The sequence below is a fragment of the Pediococcus parvulus genome, assembly GCF_007990205.1.
In the GTDB taxonomy this organism is placed as follows: Bacteria; Bacillota; Bacilli; order Lactobacillales; family Lactobacillaceae; genus Pediococcus; species Pediococcus parvulus.
On sequence record NZ_BJWE01000022.1, the window covers coordinates 1 to 15,919 of the forward strand.

A 15,919-nucleotide genomic window follows, 5' to 3' on the forward strand; every position below is an offset into this window, starting at 1 on the left:
GACCTTTAGATGAGTAAACAAAAAATGAGTGAATTTCGGCAAGTTGTCGAAAATTCGCTCATTTTTTTTGCTTTTTAGGTTTCTTTGTTTCGGTGTTGCGTTTCAGAAACTTATTCTTCTTGTCTGCTGTAGTTTTGTCTTCTACAGGTGCAACAAATTTATCTAACATCTTTTCAAGGTTAATCTCTTGTTTAATTTTCAAACCCATTCTCATCACTCCTTGCGCCTATCATAACAGATTTTATATCATCTGTCAGCAAATTAAGAAATATACATTTAAAAGCGAATATAGCGTTCAAAACGTGCATAAAACAAATTTATTTCTAATAAAGCTTGCATAAATAATCAAAAGAAGCTATACTTCATATATTCTATTTGATGCAGGGAGTTGCGATTATGAAAAAAAAGTTTTTAGAAATTATTACAATTGTTGGATTGTTGTTTACCCTATTGCCATTTGGAAGTATCAACGCTGCTAGCTCTGAGACGAGTTCAAACGATCAATCATTGGCAAAGATTCAGAAGAAAGGCGTTTTGGTTTTAGGAACCAGTCCTGATTATGCTCCTTATGAATTTCAAGCCACTAAAAATGGCAAGAGTATTGATGTGGGAATGGATATCAGCATTGCCAAGCAGGTGGCAAAAGATCTCGGCGTAAAACTTAAGATCAAAAACATGGATTTCGATTCCTTACTTGTTGCCCTCCAAACGGGTAAGGTTGATATGGTTATGGCTGGGATGAATCCAACCGCTGCTCGTCGAAAGAACGTGACCTTCTCGCATATTTATTATAAGGGTGGTCAAGATATCGTTATTAATAAAAAGGATGCCGGTATCTACAAGAGCAAAAAGTCATTTGTTGGTAAAACCGTCGGCGCACAAACCGGAACCATGCAGTACAACATGGCAAAAAAACAAATTTCTAATGTGACTGTAAAAGGATTCGATAAAGGTGCTGATTTAATTTTAGCCCTGCAAACCAATAAAATTGACGGAATTGTGATGGAAAAACCAAGTGCTGAAGCATACGTCAAAAACAATCCACAACTCAGTTTGATTAATGGTAATTTTAATTTGAGCTCTAACGAAAGTAGTTCAGCAGTGGCCTTCCAAAAGGGTTCATTTACCCTTGCTGCAGCCGTAAATAAAAGCTTGGCCAAGATTAATAAGAAAGATTTAATCAACAAAGTTTACTTAAAAGAAGCCGGAACCCATATGAAGACCAATACAGTCGATACATCAATGACTCACTATTGGAAATACTTTGCTAAAGGGATTGGTTATACCTTACTTATTTCCGCGTTTTCTGTGTTCTTTGGTTTTATCTTAGGAACTATCTTAGCATTTATGCGTTTAAGCAGAAACAAATTATTAAAACTAGTGTCAACAGCATACATTGAATTTGTGCGAGGCACACCTTTGATGGTTCAAATTATGTTTGTTTATTTTGGAATTGGATTAATCGTTAATTTGCCAGCTTTAACTTCAGGGATTATTGCCGTATCTCTTAATAGTGGTGCGTACGTTGCCGAAGTTATTCGTGGAGGAATTAATTCCGTTGATAAAGGGCAAACGGAAGCGGCTAGGAGCCTAGGGCTTTCCAAACAAGGTACGATGCGTTATGTTGTTTTACCACAGGCCATAAAAAATATTTGGCCAGCACTTGGAAATGAATTCATTTCATTAATCAAGGAAAGCTCAATTGTTTCAATTATTGGTGTTACCGATTTGATTTATCAATTGAAGATCGTTCAGTCTGATACTTATCGTGGAGTTGCGCCTATTGTTGTGGCAATGCTGTTATACTTTGTTGTTACGTTTGGTCTTTCGAAACTTTTGGGTTATTTTGAAGGGAGAATGAAACATGCCAACTAAAATTCTAGACATTCAAAAATTAAATAAAAAATATCATGAAACCGAAGTGTTAAAAAATATTTCTGAAACTGTTGAAAAAGGGCAAGTTATTTGTGTCATTGGACCATCTGGAGCAGGTAAAAGTACGTTTCTCCGTTGTTTAACTTTATTAGAACAGCCAAGTGATGGTCATGTGCTATTTGAAGGCACGGATCTTACTAATCTTAAAGAAAAGCAACTAGATGAACTCCGTGAAAAAATGGGGATGGTTTTTCAAAGTTTCAATCTCTTCCCTAATATGACAGTAATTGACAATATTAAATTGGCTCCTATGAAGGTTAAGAATTTATCAGATGAAGATGCCACAAAAACAGCCGAGAAATTACTGGCTCAAGTAGGTTTGTCTGATAAGGGCGCTGTTTATCCAAGTAGCTTATCAGGTGGTCAGCAGCAACGGGTTGCAATCGCCCGAGCACTTGCAATGGAACCTGAAGTAATGTTGTTCGACGAACCGACATCTGCTTTAGATCCAGAAATGGTTGGTGATGTTTTGAAGGTTATGCAAGAGCTGGCTAAAGCTGGTATGACGATGGTTGTTGTTACCCATGAAATGGGGTTTGCACGGTCAGTAGCCGATCAGATCTGGTTTATGGACGGTGGGTACATTCAAGAAAAGGGAACCCCTGAAGAATTTTTTGATCATCCAAAAAGTGAACGTGCTCAAGATTTTTTGTCAAAGGTATTGGTTCAATAAAATTGTCGGTTTAAAGCATACGATAAGAGTAAAATCTTATGGTATGTTTTTGTTTTTTTACAAGCGAATGTACGTTTGGCTTTATTGTTGCCCTAAGCCATGAAAGGCGTTATAATATTACAAGTTCTTTACATTAGGAGGTGAAATCGGATGGCATCAGAGCACATTGAGCATAAGTTAGCTTTGCTACCAGATTTACCTGGTTGTTATCAAATGAAAAATATTAATAGCCAGATTATTTACGTAGGAAAAGCAAAAAATTTAAAAAATCGTGTCCGTTCATATTTTAAAAGCTCTCATGACGGAAAAACAGCCCGTTTAGTTTCTGAGATCGCCGATTTCGACTATATTGTCACATCTAGTGATAAGGAAGCTTTCTTACTAGAGATTACGTTAATTAAAAAATATCAACCGTACTTTAATATCAAGCTAAAACGGGGAACAGGTTATCCGTACATTAAGATTACCAATGAAAGAGACCCACAGATGTTGATTTCTGGGGATGTAAAAAAAGACGGCGCTTATTATTTTGGCCCGTATCCTAATGTTTATGCGGCAGAAGAAACATTACACTTTTTGCAAAAAGTGTATCCTTTACGCCGGTGTACAGGATTTCAGCACCGACCATGTTTGTATTATCATATGGGGCAGTGTTTGGGTGCTTGTTTTAAAACAGTTCCGCAAGAAGAATATGCAAAACAAATTACCCGCATTAAATCGTTTTTGAATGGAAATGTGAAGACTGTGAAAAAGCATCTCGTTACTCAAATGGATGAGGCTTCTCAAAATTTAGAGTTTGAACGGGCGGCTGATATTCGTGATCAGATTCACTATATTGAAGTAACGGTTGAAAAGCAAAAAATCATTTCCAATGATCATACACCAAGAGATCTTTTCAACTTTTACATGGATAAGGGATGGCTCTCAATTCAGGTGTTTTTTATTCGACAAGCACGTTTAATGAAGCGTGAAAAACGACTTTTTCCAGTTGTTAGTACGGCAACCGAGGAATTGACCACCTTTATTCTGCAATTTTATAATCAAAAGAATAATTTGCTTCCAAACGAAGTTCTTGTGCCAGCTGGTATTGAAAACCAGGTTATCAGTGATATCTTGAAGATTCCTGTTCGCACACCTCAGAGAGGCCAAAAACGTGATTTAATGAATTTAGCTCAGGAAAATGCCAAAATCACTTTGGAAGAGAAGTTTCGGTTGCTTGAACTTGATGATTCTAAGACAGTGGGGGCAATGAAAGAAATTACGGATGCTCTTGGAATTCCGACTGGACATCGAATTGAAGCTTTTGATCATTCTCATATTCAAGGAGCAGATCTTGTTTCAGCAATGGTTGTTTTTACAGACGGTCAACCGGATAAGAAGATGTATCGTAAGTACAAGCTCACCACGGTGGATCATGCGGATGAAGCAGCAAGTACCCGTGAAGTGATACGAAGACGCTACACAAGGCTTTTAAAGGAACATCAGAGCATGCCTGACTTGATATTAATGGATGGTGGGGATATCCAGTTAAATGCAGTCAAAGATGTGCTGGTAAATGAATTAAATCTTCAGATTCCAGTTGCTGGAATGGTTAAAAATGATAAACATAAAACGGCGGATTTGCTTTTTGGTCCACAAGACAAGCATGTATTGTTAGATCCAAAGAGCCAAGGCTTCTATTTGGTTCAACGCATTCAAGATGAAGTGCACCGGTTTGCTATTACTTTTCATCGACAGGTGCACACGAAGCACTCCTTGAGTTCACGGCTAGATGATATTGCTGGGGTCGGACCAAAAACGCGAAATAAACTTTTACGTAAATTTGGATCGATGCGACGAATTGCAGAAGCAAGTGTGGATGACATGCGTGAGTTGGGCATTCCGGAGAATGTGGCAAAAACGATTAAAATTTCCCTAAGTGGATCCATTAAAAGCAAAGTATAGATGGAAATAGCCGCATAGATTAATCTGAAACAAAAAGAATTCAGAATCATTATAAAATAAGACTGATATCTGCTAAAATAGGAGTATTAGATTAGAAAAAGTCACGCTAAACAGTATTGGAGAAAAATATGTTTGTTGATCAAGTTAAAATTAATATCAAAGCTGGCAACGGTGGTAATGGAGTAGTTGCTTTTCGTCGCGAAAAATTTGTTCCCAACGGCGGGCCTGCTGGTGGCGATGGTGGCCGCGGTGGCGACGTAGTTTTTAAAGTGGATTCCGGATTAAGAACTTTGATGGATTTTCGTTATCAGCGTAAATTCAAAGCTGCATCTGGTAGTAATGGTATGAATAAACAAATGACTGGCCGGAGTGCAGAAAATTTGGTCATTCGTGTTCCAGGGGGAACCATTGTTAAAAATACAGAAACTGGCGCCGTGATTGGTGATTTAGTGGATAACGATGATACTTTGGTTATTGCCAAAGGTGGTCGCGGCGGTCGCGGAAATATGCATTTTGCAAGTCCCAAAAATCCCGCACCTGAAATTGCTGAAAATGGGGAACCTGGTCAAGAAATCAGTGTGCAACTTGAATTACGTTTGTTAGCTGATGTTGGCTTGTTAGGATTTCCTTCAGTAGGGAAATCAACGTTACTTTCAGTTGTTACAAGTGCCAAACCAAAGATTGCTGAATACCACTTTACAACGTTGGTTCCAAATTTAGGGATGGTTCAACTTGATGACGGACGCGACTTTGTCATTGCTGATATCCCGGGATTAATCGAAGGTGCTTCACAAGGAGTTGGCCTAGGCTTTGAATTTCTTCGTCATGTAGAGCGAACAAAAGTTTTACTACATTTGGTTGATATGAGTGGCGTAGAGGAAGAAAATCCGTTTGAAAGTTATGAAAAGATTAATCAAGAATTAAGCAAATATGATCCCGATTTAATCAAGCGTCGGCAAATTATTGTGCCTACTAAAATGGACATGCCAGATGCAGAAGAAAATTTAAAGAAGTTCCGTGAAAAATTACAAAAATCTGTTGGTCCAAATGAAGTTCCAGATATTTTTCCGATTTCATCTGTCACACATAAAGGTCTTCAGCCATTAATGCAACATACAGCTGATGTTCTTGAAACAACACCAGATCCAATTGAAACGCCAGTTGTTTCAGACGATGACGTCACGTATGCTTATACACCTAAAAAGGCATTTAAAATTGAACAAGATGAGGATGGCACTTGGGTATTATCTGGTGAAAAGCTTGAGCGGTTATTCAAGATGACGAATACCGAACATGATGACAGTTTAATTCGTTTTGCGCGTCAAATGCGTGGTATGGGAGTTGACGATGCTCTTCGCAAGGCCGGTATTAAGAATGGGGATACTGTCCGAATTCTTGATTTTACGTTTGAATTTGTTGAGTAGGTTAACTTATTTATAGAGGAATTGTGTATGGATTATGAAAAACAAAATTCTCTTGGCAAAAACGGGAGAAGCAGTGGTTCAACCCATGAAAATAATCAATCAGTAAAAAAAGAACAGGGGAAAAGACTGAAGAATAGTCGTTATATTAGTGGTTTTGATGGGCTTAGAACCTTAGCATTATTGGGTGTTATTCTTTACCATCTTTTACCGTATGACGTTAAGGGTGGGTATTTAGGTGTATCCATCTTTTTTGCCATATCTGGTTATTTAATTACTGATTTGTTTGTACAAGAGTGGGATCAAAATGGTTCAATTAAGGTACTATCATTTTATAAACGACGGGTTAAACGGCTTTACCCAACTTTGGTGGTTGTTTTAATCGCAACTACAGCTTATATGACTTTGTTTGCTCGCAACCTACTGGAAAATATTCGTAGTATTGTGTGGACTAATTTACTTTTCGTTTATAATTGGTGGCAAATTGGTAATGGTCAATCCTACTTTGATAGATATAACGGTGAATCACCATTTACCCATCTTTGGTATCTATCAGTAATTGGCCAGTATTATTTTATTTGGCCCATTGTGCTTATCGGTTTGTTAATTACCTTTAAAAATCGGGGCCATATTTTGGGTATTTTAAACGGTTTGGCAATTGTTTCAGCGATTCTGATGTTTATTCTCTATGATCCGTCCAATACTAATCGCGTTTATTACGGATCGGACACACGGATGACTCCCTATTTATTGGGAGCTGCATTGGCTTTTCTCTGGCCATCGACTCATTTGAATCCAAAGCTTAATAAAAATGGTCGCTGGGTACTCAATGTTTTAGGACTTGGGTCACTAGCAGTAATCATTTGGATGGGTTTGACATTAAGTGGAACCGGAAATTTTGCCTATCATGGTGGGATGTTGTTATTTTCGATATTCTCTGTGATTTTAATTGCTGTAATTGCACATCCGGGAACCAAATTTGGTAATTGGTTTAGTAATCCATTGTTTGCTTGGATTGGTAAACGAAGTTACGGAATCTATTTATATCAGTTTCCTGTCATGATTTTTTATGAAAAAGCAGTAGTAAATATTGCTGTTCATCCGTTGATGAATGCGTTGATGGAAGCCGTGATCATTGTGATCATAAGTGACTTTTCCTATCGCTTTGTTGAAGTGCCATTAGCTCATTTCAATTTCGGGAATCCTTTTATTTTCTTGAGAAATTTGGTTAGACGAGACTCAAAATTTGGCAACAAACGGTACATTGCAATTCCTGTGATTCTGATTTTGATAGTTGCTAGTGTTGGAGTTGTTAGTGGTTCTGGCAAAAATGGCAATCACCACAGTGCCTTACAATTGAATATTACAAAAAATAAGAAAAAGTCATCAAAACAAAATGCAAAAGCTTTAGAAGCACAAAAACTAGCTAAATTAAAGAAAAAGCAGCGAGAGGCACAGTTGGCCAGTATTAAAAAAGAAAAAGCCATCAAGCTAACCGATGCGGAAAGAAAAATCAAAACAAAGTACAAGTTGGAGCCTTCTGAAGTAAAATTGGCTCAAAAAATGTCAGTGACCGGGGTCGGTGATTCCATCATGGCTGATACTTCTGATGATTTGCAGGAGGTATTTCCTAATGCCTATATTTCGGCAAAGGTTGGTAGACAAGTTTGGCAAGCAACAAGTTTATTAAAACAGTTGGCCGCCCAAGGTAACTTGAGTAGTAATGTTCTAATAAATTTGGGCACTAATGGTGCCTTTACAACTCAGCAGTTAAAGACAATTGTGTCCGTGGTTGGCAGTAAACGGGAAATATTCTGGGTAAATGTGCATGTTCCTACTCAGAATTGGGAATCGACGGTTAATAAGACGATTGCCAATTCCGCAAAGCGTTACAAAAATATTCATGTGATTGGTTGGTATGATGCAAGCCTGAAACAAACCGGATGGTTTTATGGAGATCATGTCCATCCTAATATTGAAGGTAGCAAAGAATATACAACGCTTGTGACAAAAGCAATTGTTAAGTACGGTAGTGAAGACTAAATTCGAGAGTTGGGAAAAGTAAAATATTGAGTTTTTTGGGCTTCGCTAAACCCCAGGCTTAATTACTATCATGCTTGAACATGTTTCAAAAATTAATACGTATACACAAAAAAAGTTGCAGAGATTCTGCAACTTTTTTATTTAAAATGGAATTTTTGTAACCAGTGAATCTTTAGAAAGGGATTTGCCACTGATACTATAGGTGCTTGAAAATTGAATGGAACAACTGTGTAGTCTGTTTGCGAGATTATTTGGAACCAAAGTAACTACCGTCGTGTTAATTGTTTTTCCTGCCCTAATTTGTTTGCCAGCAGAACTATCAACCATATTGCTAATCGGTGTACCAGCATAATTAGCAGAAAGCTTGACATAATTAAGACCGCCAACAATTATTGTAGAGTTACTTTCGTTTTTGATCGTGTATTTAATTTGTAAAGTGTAATAGGTAGAACCAATACCTGTATTGCTAAACGCCGTGGAAACCATTTTTTTTGCCTTTGCCGTTTTGGCTTCGTTTTTAATCAAACGAACCTGTTTGATTTGAAATTGGAGCGGCCGGTTGATGATGGTTTGATCAACTTTTTTGATCTTATCAAGGGTTAACTTTGTCCCAAAAGAATCATAAGAAAACTGCTTAGGCAAGTTTAAATCACCATGGGCAACATATCTGGCGCTTTTTTTAATGTTTTTTGGAACTGTGTAACTTGATGATTCTTTGGTATTTGTGGAATTGTTTGTCGAAGAAGCAGATGCACTGGAAGCGGAGGCACTACTTTCTTTACTAATTGAACCGCTGTTTTTATGGACATTTTTATTTTGATTTTTGAAAGTAACTTTTCCTTTGTCCTGATAGCGTGTTTCGTGAGTTGAATTTCCACACCCGGTTAAAAATGTTGTGCTGAGTAGTAAAAATATGACAATTTTTTTCATGTTGGTTTCATCCTTTATCCTAAAATTAACTTACCACTACGTAAATGATAGCCAAATAACTTATGGGGGCCATTTTTTGAAAACGCAAGTTGGGCAGCACCACTAATTGTTTGAGCTCTAGCCTTAAATTGATCCAACGTTAAGGCTTTTTTACCGGCGACCATAATTAACCAGTTGTCTTCAATTCTTAAAGATTCGACCGGAAAATTACGTTTATCCTGAACAAAATACACTTGTAAATGTGGATCAAGTTCGGCCACTGATAAATTAAAATCGACTAATCGCATTTGTATTCTCCATTATATCGTTTGAATTTGGTTTATTTGTTACAAAATTAATTATAATTGATTACAGATACCATATGAAGTGTAAACTAAGAGGGTTGCCATAGCAAATCAGGGCAGTTTTGTGGTATGGTATTTAGGTAGGATTTATAAACAAGAGCAAATGGGGAACGACGTGTTATGGAATTAGAATTTTTAGGAACCGGAGCAGGTGTTCCCGGTAAATTTAGAAATGTGACAAGTGTGGCTTTGAAGCTTTTAGATGAGCGTAATTCGATCTGGCTTTTTGACGTGGGTGAGGGCACGCAACAACAAATTTTGCGCACCAATATTAAACCTCGAAAAATTGACAAAATTTTCATTACGCATTTACATGGCGACCATTTATTTGGCCTACCAGGATTGTTAAGTAGTCGTTCTTTTCAAGGCGGCGAATCAGAATTAATTATTTACGGACCCAAAGGCATTCGTCAGTTCGTTCAAACGGCAATGCGCATTTCAGATTCACATCTCTCCTATCCAATTCGCTTTGTTGAGCTAGGAGACGAGGGCGTGATTTTTGAAGATAATAAATTTAAAGTTTCTTTTTTGCGGTTGGACCACCGTATTGAAAGTGTCGGTTATCGAATTGTTGAAAAATCACATCCAGGACAATTGCAGGTTGAAAAACTTAAACAGCTTCACATACCATCAGGGCCAGTTTATGGGCAACTAAAGCGTGGCGAAAAAGTCACACTTGAAGATGGTCGAGAGATTGATGGCAAAGAATTTCTTGGCAAACCGCAACGGGGAAGAATCGTTGCCATTTTGGGTGATACTCGAAAAACCAAGAATAGCTTGGTCCTTGCAAAGGATGCTGACGTATTAGTTCATGAAAGTACCTTCGCTAAAAATGAGAGCAAACTGGCGCGTAATTACTATCATTCAACAAATGTGCAGGCGGCAGGAATTGCCAAACAAGCTAATGTTCATCGGCTCATTTTGACACATATTTCGGCGCGATATACTGGTAAAATGGCCAATGAACTGCAAAAGCAAGCTCAAACAGTGTTTAAAGCGACAAAAGTTGTTCACGATTTTGATGTTATTAATATTCCACTTAGATAATTGAGGAGTGATCATATGTTAGCGCGGTTAAAAGAGTTGCGTAATCTCGAAGGTAAGTTGGTTTTGATTACCGGTGCTTCAAGTGGTTTGGGTAAATTAGTTGCTTATGAAATGGCAGAACGTGGGGCTAGTGTCGTTTTGTGTGCACGTAATGTGGAAGAACTTCGCAAAGTGGCTGAGAGATGTAAGGAAATTTCGCAAGCTGACGCGTTTGTGGTCAAGCTTGACGTTTCAGATTCTGAAGCTATTGATCACCAACTAGAGCACGTTTTGCAAGACATTGGATCAATTGATGTTTTGATTAATAGCGCAGGTTTTGGCTTGTTTGAACCTTTCAAAGATATTGAGATGCAACCAGTTGAGAAAATGTTTCGAGTGAATGTTTTAGGGCTAATGTATGTGACTCAAAAAATTGCGCAACAAATGATTAAAATGGGCCGGGGACAAATCTTTAACATTGCTTCCGTTGCGGGAAAGATTGCAACACCAAAATCGACTGCTTATTCTGCTACTAAGTTTGCAGTAATTGGTTTCTCAAATGCTTTGCGCCTTGAATTACGGCCATTAGGTGTTCAGGTGACAACCGTTAATCCAGGACCAATGGATACAAACTTCTTTAAGCGTGCGGATCCAAGTGGTCATTATTTTGACGCTGTTAAGTTACTTGCCTTGTCGCCAGAAAAAGTTGCTCATCAAATTGTTGAGGCAGTTGGCTATCGACGCCGTGAAATCAATGCACCGACCTACATGGAAATTATTCATCGTGGGTACGAGCTTTTCCCAAACTTTGGTGATTTGTTGGCAAGTAGTTCTTTTTTTAATCGAAAGTAAGGAATATAGATATGAAGAATCAATGGCGAGTTATTATCATTTTAATTTTAGTTTTGTTGGTGGCGCTTTTCGCTGTCGTCAATGTGAATGAAGTTCCTTTGAGTTTATTATTTACCACGGTGCACTGGCCACTTGTTTTGGTTATTTTAGTTTCCTTAGTTGCCGGAGCATTGATCACTTTTTTAGTGTCAATGGGTACAGTGATGGCACAAAAAAAACAACAACGAGTGGAAATGGATGTTGCTACCAAAAAGATTGATGACCTCCGTGAAGAAAATGAATCATTAAAACGACGTGTAAACAATGTTAGTAACGAAAATGGGCAAAAAAATCATAATCTTGAAGAGCTTTAGTTTCTGTGAGATTGTGAGAATTGAATACTAAAAATTGGGCGAAAGCAAGTATCTCTGTAGGGATCAACTTTCGTCCACTCTGTTTTTATTGATTAGGAAGTGGAATCGTGCTGAAATCAAAGTTCAAATGGCAATTGCCGAAAAGCGATGTGTCATCAGACAAAATTAAAGAAATTATGGATGCCTGCCAGTTAAGTGAAATTGCGGCAAAGGTTTTAATTAATCGGGGCTATGATACGCCCGAGAAGGCAACAAAGTTTTTAACACTGGATCCGGAAGCTATCCATGATCCATTTTTGTTGCATGACATGCAAAAAGCCGTGGATCGCATTCAGTCTGCCATTGTAAAGAATGAAAAAATTGTGGTGTACGGCGATTATGACGCTGATGGGGTAACCAGTACCACGATTATGTTTGAAACGTTAAATGAATTGGGTGCAAACGTTGATTATTTCGTTCCAGATCGCTTTAAGGATGGCTACGGTCCCAACATGGCTGAATATCAACAATTTGTTGAAAATGGCGTGAACTTAATGGTGACTGTCGATAATGGTATTGCGGGGAACGAACCGATTGAATACGCAGTGACACACGGGATGGATGTTGTGGTGACTGACCATCATGAGTTGCCTGAAAAATTACCCAACGCAACTGCCATTGTGCATCCACGCTATCCTGGCGCACACTATCCATTTTCAGATCTTTCTGGAGTTGGAGTTGCGTTTAAGGTGGCCTCAGCTTTGTTGGATGAGGTGCCAGAAGAATTTCTAGATTTAGTTGCCATTGGGACAGTTGGGGATCTGGTATCACTTACTGATGAAAACCGTTTCTTAGTAGCTAGTGGTTTAAAAGTTTTAAGTGAAGGTCAACGTGTTGGTCTCAGTGCGTTACTCAAGGTGAGTGGGTTAGAAAACCGACAAATCAATGAACAAGATATTGGCTTCACACTGGCTCCGCGTTTAAATGCGGTTGGTCGAATTGGTAACGCAGGAGAAGCAGTTGAATTGCTGACGACATTCGATGACGAAAAGGCGGAGTTGATTGCCAAACACATTGATTCTGTAAATGATCAACGGAAACAATTAGTTGATATGGTGTACAATGAAGCCATTTTGCAAGCGAAATCTCCAGAAAATCTTGCGCGTAAGACTTTGGTGATTACCGGAATTGGCTGGCATCAGGGAGTTTTAGGAATTGTGGCGAGTCGATTAGTAGAAGCTACTGGTAAACCAACTTTAGTTTTAAGTGGCAGTGAAACCGACACAAATTTAAAGGGTTCCGGTCGCAGCGTGGAAGCTCTGAACTTGTTTGAGGCTTTGAATACAAATCGTGAGTTATATGTTAATTTTGGTGGTCATCATATGGCAGTTGGCTTAACGATAGCTAAAGAGAATGTGGCGGCTCTACAAACCACTTTAGAAGAGGCAGCAACAGTAGCCGATCTAGATAAAAATCAGGTTTCGCCATTGCCCATTGATGGTGTGGTTAAAGTTGACCAAATCACTGTTCCAGCGATTAAAGATTTGGCTAAGTTAGGACCATTTGGAACCGATAATCCAATTCCAGAATTTGAAATTGATTCTGAAAAGGTTACTGATGTAAAGCAAATTGGTGCTAATCAGGATCATTTGAAATTTCAATTAGCAGGGGTCAAACAAAAAATAGACGCAATTGATTTTAAAGAAGGTAAGCTCATGCCATATTTACAGGCACTGCCTGAAGATGTGCGAGTTGTGGGAACTTTGGAGTTAAATACCTGGCGAAATCAAACTAAGCCCCAAATCATGATAAAAGATTTATTGATTAACGCTGTACCGATTGTTGATAAACGAACAACTCGTTTGAGTGTTAAGATGTTTGCAACTCAGACCACCTATGTTTTCTTCCACAAAAAAAGTTATGAAAAAGTGCAAACCTATTTGAAACCAGAAGTTCAAGTAGCAGTTTTAGAAGATCAAGAAAATTTTGACTTGCGCCTGAAGGGCAACTTGACATTGGTTGATTGCCCAGACTCAATCACAAAGTTTGCAGATTGGCTTTCAAAACAAAGTCCAGATGCCTTGACGGTTTATTTCTATCAGCAAAATAATGCCTATTTGGATGGGATGCCAACCCGAGAACAGAGTGCTAAGGTGTTCAAGTTTTTTGCCAATCATCAAGACATAGACTTGAAGAAACAATTGCCGGATGTAGTTAAGCACTTGCATATTGATCAAAACATGATAGTTTTTCTAATTCAGGTGTTTTTTGAGTTGAAATTTGTTAAAATAGAAAGCGGTCGTGTTTCGTCTATTCCGAATCCCAAGCCGCAGAAGTTGAGTGTGGCTCCGACCTATCAATTGAGAAAACAACAAATTGAAACACAAGAAAAATTATTGTACAGCAAGTCTGCTACTCTGACTGCTTGGATGCAAGCGTGTTTGGCAGATAAAAACAAAGGAGTTGCTGAATAAATGGCAATAGATTTACATGATTATGTAGCAAGTATTCCAGATTATCCAGAAAAGGGTGTCGTTTTCCGTGATATCTCACCTTTAATGGGTGACGGAAAAGCTTATAAGCAAGCGACCAATCAAATCGTTGATTATGCTCGTAATAAGGGCGTTGAGATGATTGTGGGTCCTGAAGCCCGAGGCTTTATCGTGGGTTGTCCGGTTGCATACGAATTAGGCGTTGGTTTTGCACCAGCTCGAAAGAAGGGCAAGTTGCCTCGCAAAACAGTTAAGGCAACTTATTCTTTGGAGTATGGGACCTCATCTCTTTATCTTCATAAAGATGCTGTTAAGCCAGGCCAACGGGTTCTAGTTACGGATGATTTGCTTGCAACGGGTGGAACAATTTCAGCGACGATTGATCTAGTTGAAAAACTCGGTGGAATTGTCGTAGGGACAGCTTTCATAATCGAATTAACAGATTTACATGGGCGTGATAAAATTAAAAATTATGATATGCTTTCACTTATGCAATATTAAGCGGTTGAAAAAGGATCTGCAACATTGGTTTTCGATGTTGCAAATCCTTTTTTAATTAATTGTCATGAGTAGCATGCCAATTTTTTATATATTCTAAGCGCTGTTTAAATCGTTTTTCATTACCTTCTTCAGTTGGCAAATAGTATTCATGGCCTTCCAGATCCGGGGGGATGGTCTTCATATTGGTCAATTTGTCTTTTTCTGAATGGGCATACTGGTAACCCTTGCCATATCCAAGGTTGTCCATTAACTTGGTGGGTGCATTTCTAATTTGAAGAGGGACTGGCTCATTGCCGGTTTTTTTGACATCTTTTTTAGAAGCCAAGCGAGCCTTATAAATGGCATTGGATTTCGGAGCTAACGATAGGTAAACAACTGCTTCAGTTAAATGAACATCACATTCTGGCATTCCTAAAAATTGACAGGCTTGAAAAACGTTAATGGTCAGTTCAAGTGCCTTGGTATCGGCAACACCAATATCTTCACTCGCAAATCGAACTAAGCGTCGAGCAATGTAAAGCGGATCTTCACCACCATCTAACATGCGTGATAGCCAGTAAATTGCTGCATTTACATCACTGTTTCGCATCGATTTATGAAGAGCTGAGATAATATTGTAATGCTCTTCACCATGCTTGTCATAACGCAGTGATTTTGTGTTAATAAACTGATTCAAGTTGTTTTCACTAATTATGACCGACTTATTCTGATGATCGGCGTTAAGAACTGCCATTTCTAAAGTATTGAGAGCAATACGGGCATCACCGTTTGCAAATTGAGCAATAAGAGTCAAAGTATTCTCGTCAACTTGTACCTTTAAGTTTGGAAAAGCATTCGCATTATTTAAAGCTTTGCGAAGCAAACTGCTGATTTCGGCAGTACTCAATTCTTTAAGTACGAAAACTTTACAACGCGATAATAAAGCGGAATTAATTTCAAACGATGGGTTTTCGGTTGTGGCTCCAATTAAAGTAATACTTCCTCGTTCCACAAATGGAAGAAAAGCGTCTTGTTGGGCCTTATTGAACCGGTGAATTTCATCAACAAAAACAATTGTTTTCTCACCGAGCTCCCGATTTTCTTCGGCTTCTTCCATAATTTTGCGAATGTCTTTAATCCCACTTGTGACAGCACTAAAAGTAACAAAATGAGATTTAGTTTGGTTGGCAATAATTTGTGCCAATGTTGTTTTTCCAACGCCAGGCGGGCCCCAAAAAATAATTGAAGGTAATTGATCTTGAGCAATAATTTCACGTAATACTTTTCCTTTGCCTAGTAAATGAGTTTGACCCGTAAACTCTTCAAGAGTTTGTGGCCGTACCCGGTTGGCTAGTGGGCTATTTTGATTATTTTCTGACGCAAATAAAGATTCTTGTTTCAAAATAAATGCCTTTCATAAGAGTTTGACTTGATACTTTAAATTTAC

General features: G+C 38.3%; 14 protein-coding genes. 10 read left to right on the plus strand and 4 right to left on the minus strand.

What is annotated here, in order from left to right; genetic code table 11:
* Window positions 1–58: 58 nt before the first annotated feature.
* The gene (locus tag PPA04_RS09570; RefSeq protein ID WP_186806965.1) at window positions 59–208 is read right to left on the minus strand and encodes an SPJ_0845 family protein; all 150 of its coding nucleotides are present in this window, start codon (window positions 206–208) and stop codon (window positions 59–61) included.
* Between the two features lie 188 nt (window positions 209–396).
* Between PPA04_RS09570 and PPA04_RS05740 the strand changes: the two genes are divergently transcribed.
* The 5 genes from PPA04_RS05740 to PPA04_RS05760 all read left to right on the plus strand — a co-directional run bounded on the left by PPA04_RS05740 (window position 397) and on the right by PPA04_RS05760 (window position 8,016).
* Window positions 397–1,875 carry an ABC transporter substrate-binding protein/permease gene (locus PPA04_RS05740; protein WP_057784416.1) on the plus strand — a complete coding sequence of 493 codons (1,479 nt, stop codon included), beginning with the start codon at window positions 397–399 and terminating at the stop codon, window positions 1,873–1,875.
* On the plus strand, window positions 1,865–2,608 hold the full coding sequence (locus PPA04_RS05745; protein WP_057784417.1) for an amino acid ABC transporter ATP-binding protein: 744 nt from the start codon (window positions 1,865–1,867) through the stop codon (window positions 2,606–2,608). The genes PPA04_RS05740 and PPA04_RS05745 overlap by 11 nt, the downstream gene beginning before the upstream one ends.
* Before the next feature lie 150 nt (window positions 2,609–2,758).
* Window positions 2,759–4,552 (plus strand): excinuclease ABC subunit UvrC, encoded by a 1,794-nt coding sequence (gene uvrC / locus PPA04_RS05750; RefSeq protein WP_057784418.1) that lies wholly within the window; start codon window positions 2,759–2,761, stop codon window positions 4,550–4,552.
* Window positions 4,553–4,680: 128 nt separating this feature from the next.
* A complete protein-coding gene (obgE, locus tag PPA04_RS05755) occupies window positions 4,681–5,976 on the plus strand; it encodes a GTPase ObgE (protein ID WP_057784419.1) in 1,296 nt (431 codons plus the stop codon).
* 27 nt (window positions 5,977–6,003) lie between these two features.
* Window positions 6,004–8,016, plus strand: a complete 2,013-nt coding sequence (locus PPA04_RS05760; protein ID WP_147206753.1) for an acyltransferase family protein — start codon at window positions 6,004–6,006, stop codon at window positions 8,014–8,016.
* A 141-nt stretch (window positions 8,017–8,157) separates the two neighbouring features.
* On the opposite strand, the gene PPA04_RS05765 is transcribed toward PPA04_RS05760, so the two are convergent.
* Together PPA04_RS05765 and PPA04_RS05770 are read right to left on the minus strand one after the other, a co-directional pair.
* A complete protein-coding gene (locus PPA04_RS05765) occupies window positions 8,158–8,946 on the minus strand; it encodes a hypothetical protein (protein WP_057784420.1) in 789 nt (262 codons plus the stop codon).
* A gap of 14 nt (window positions 8,947–8,960) precedes the next feature.
* Complete coding sequence (locus PPA04_RS05770) at window positions 8,961–9,233, minus strand: hypothetical protein (protein ID WP_057784421.1); 273 nt, start codon at window positions 9,231–9,233, stop codon at window positions 8,961–8,963.
* Between the two features lie 177 nt (window positions 9,234–9,410).
* Between PPA04_RS05770 and rnz the strand changes: the two genes are divergently transcribed.
* The 5 genes from rnz to PPA04_RS05795 all read left to right on the plus strand — a co-directional run bounded on the left by rnz (window position 9,411) and on the right by PPA04_RS05795 (window position 14,493).
* Window positions 9,411–10,337, plus strand: coding sequence for a ribonuclease Z (rnz, locus tag PPA04_RS05775; protein ID WP_057784422.1), 927 nt, complete (start codon window positions 9,411–9,413; stop codon window positions 10,335–10,337).
* A gap of 15 nt (window positions 10,338–10,352) precedes the next feature.
* Entirely contained in the window at window positions 10,353–11,168 is an 816-nt protein-coding gene (locus PPA04_RS05780) for an SDR family NAD(P)-dependent oxidoreductase (RefSeq protein WP_057784423.1), read from the plus strand.
* A gap of 11 nt (window positions 11,169–11,179) precedes the next feature.
* Entirely contained in the window at window positions 11,180–11,521 is a 342-nt protein-coding gene (locus PPA04_RS05785; RefSeq protein ID WP_057784424.1) for a lipopolysaccharide assembly protein LapA domain-containing protein, read from the plus strand.
* Between the two features lie 107 nt (window positions 11,522–11,628).
* Window positions 11,629–13,974 (plus strand): single-stranded-DNA-specific exonuclease RecJ, encoded by a 2,346-nt coding sequence (gene recJ / locus PPA04_RS05790; RefSeq protein WP_057784425.1) that lies wholly within the window; start codon window positions 11,629–11,631, stop codon window positions 13,972–13,974.
* Window positions 13,975–14,493 (plus strand): adenine phosphoribosyltransferase, encoded by a 519-nt coding sequence (locus tag PPA04_RS05795; protein ID WP_057784426.1) that lies wholly within the window; start codon window positions 13,975–13,977, stop codon window positions 14,491–14,493.
* A 55-nt stretch (window positions 14,494–14,548) separates the two neighbouring features.
* Here PPA04_RS05795 and PPA04_RS05800 read toward each other — a convergent pair whose 3' ends face one another.
* A complete protein-coding gene (locus PPA04_RS05800) occupies window positions 14,549–15,874 on the minus strand; it encodes a replication-associated recombination protein A (RefSeq protein ID WP_057784427.1) in 1,326 nt (441 codons plus the stop codon).
* Window positions 15,875–15,919: the final 45 nt, after the last annotated feature.

What these genes read in the sequence shown, in the direction of transcription:
- PPA04_RS09570 (WP_186806965.1), bottom strand. Translation starts at nt 208, where the DNA reads ATGGGTTTGAAAATTAAACAAGAGATTAACCTTGAAAAGATGTTAGAT.
- PPA04_RS05740 (WP_057784416.1), top strand. Translation starts at nt 397, where the DNA reads ATGAAAAAAAAGTTTTTAGAAATTATTACAATTGTTGGATTGTTGTTT.
- PPA04_RS05745 (WP_057784417.1), top strand. Translation starts at nt 1,865, where the DNA reads ATGCCAACTAAAATTCTAGACATTCAAAAATTAAATAAAAAATATCAT.
- uvrC (WP_057784418.1), top strand. Translation starts at nt 2,759, where the DNA reads ATGGCATCAGAGCACATTGAGCATAAGTTAGCTTTGCTACCAGATTTA.
- obgE (WP_057784419.1), top strand. Translation starts at nt 4,681, where the DNA reads ATGTTTGTTGATCAAGTTAAAATTAATATCAAAGCTGGCAACGGTGGT.
- PPA04_RS05760 (WP_147206753.1), top strand. Translation starts at nt 6,004, where the DNA reads ATGGATTATGAAAAACAAAATTCTCTTGGCAAAAACGGGAGAAGCAGT.
- PPA04_RS05765 (WP_057784420.1), bottom strand. Translation starts at nt 8,946, where the DNA reads ATGAAAAAAATTGTCATATTTTTACTACTCAGCACAACATTTTTAACC.
- PPA04_RS05770 (WP_057784421.1), bottom strand. Translation starts at nt 9,233, where the DNA reads ATGCGATTAGTCGATTTTAATTTATCAGTGGCCGAACTTGATCCACAT.
- rnz (WP_057784422.1), top strand. Translation starts at nt 9,411, where the DNA reads ATGGAATTAGAATTTTTAGGAACCGGAGCAGGTGTTCCCGGTAAATTT.
- PPA04_RS05780 (WP_057784423.1), top strand. Translation starts at nt 10,353, where the DNA reads ATGTTAGCGCGGTTAAAAGAGTTGCGTAATCTCGAAGGTAAGTTGGTT.
- PPA04_RS05785 (WP_057784424.1), top strand. Translation starts at nt 11,180, where the DNA reads ATGAAGAATCAATGGCGAGTTATTATCATTTTAATTTTAGTTTTGTTG.
- PPA04_RS05795 (WP_057784426.1), top strand. Translation starts at nt 13,975, where the DNA reads ATGGCAATAGATTTACATGATTATGTAGCAAGTATTCCAGATTATCCA.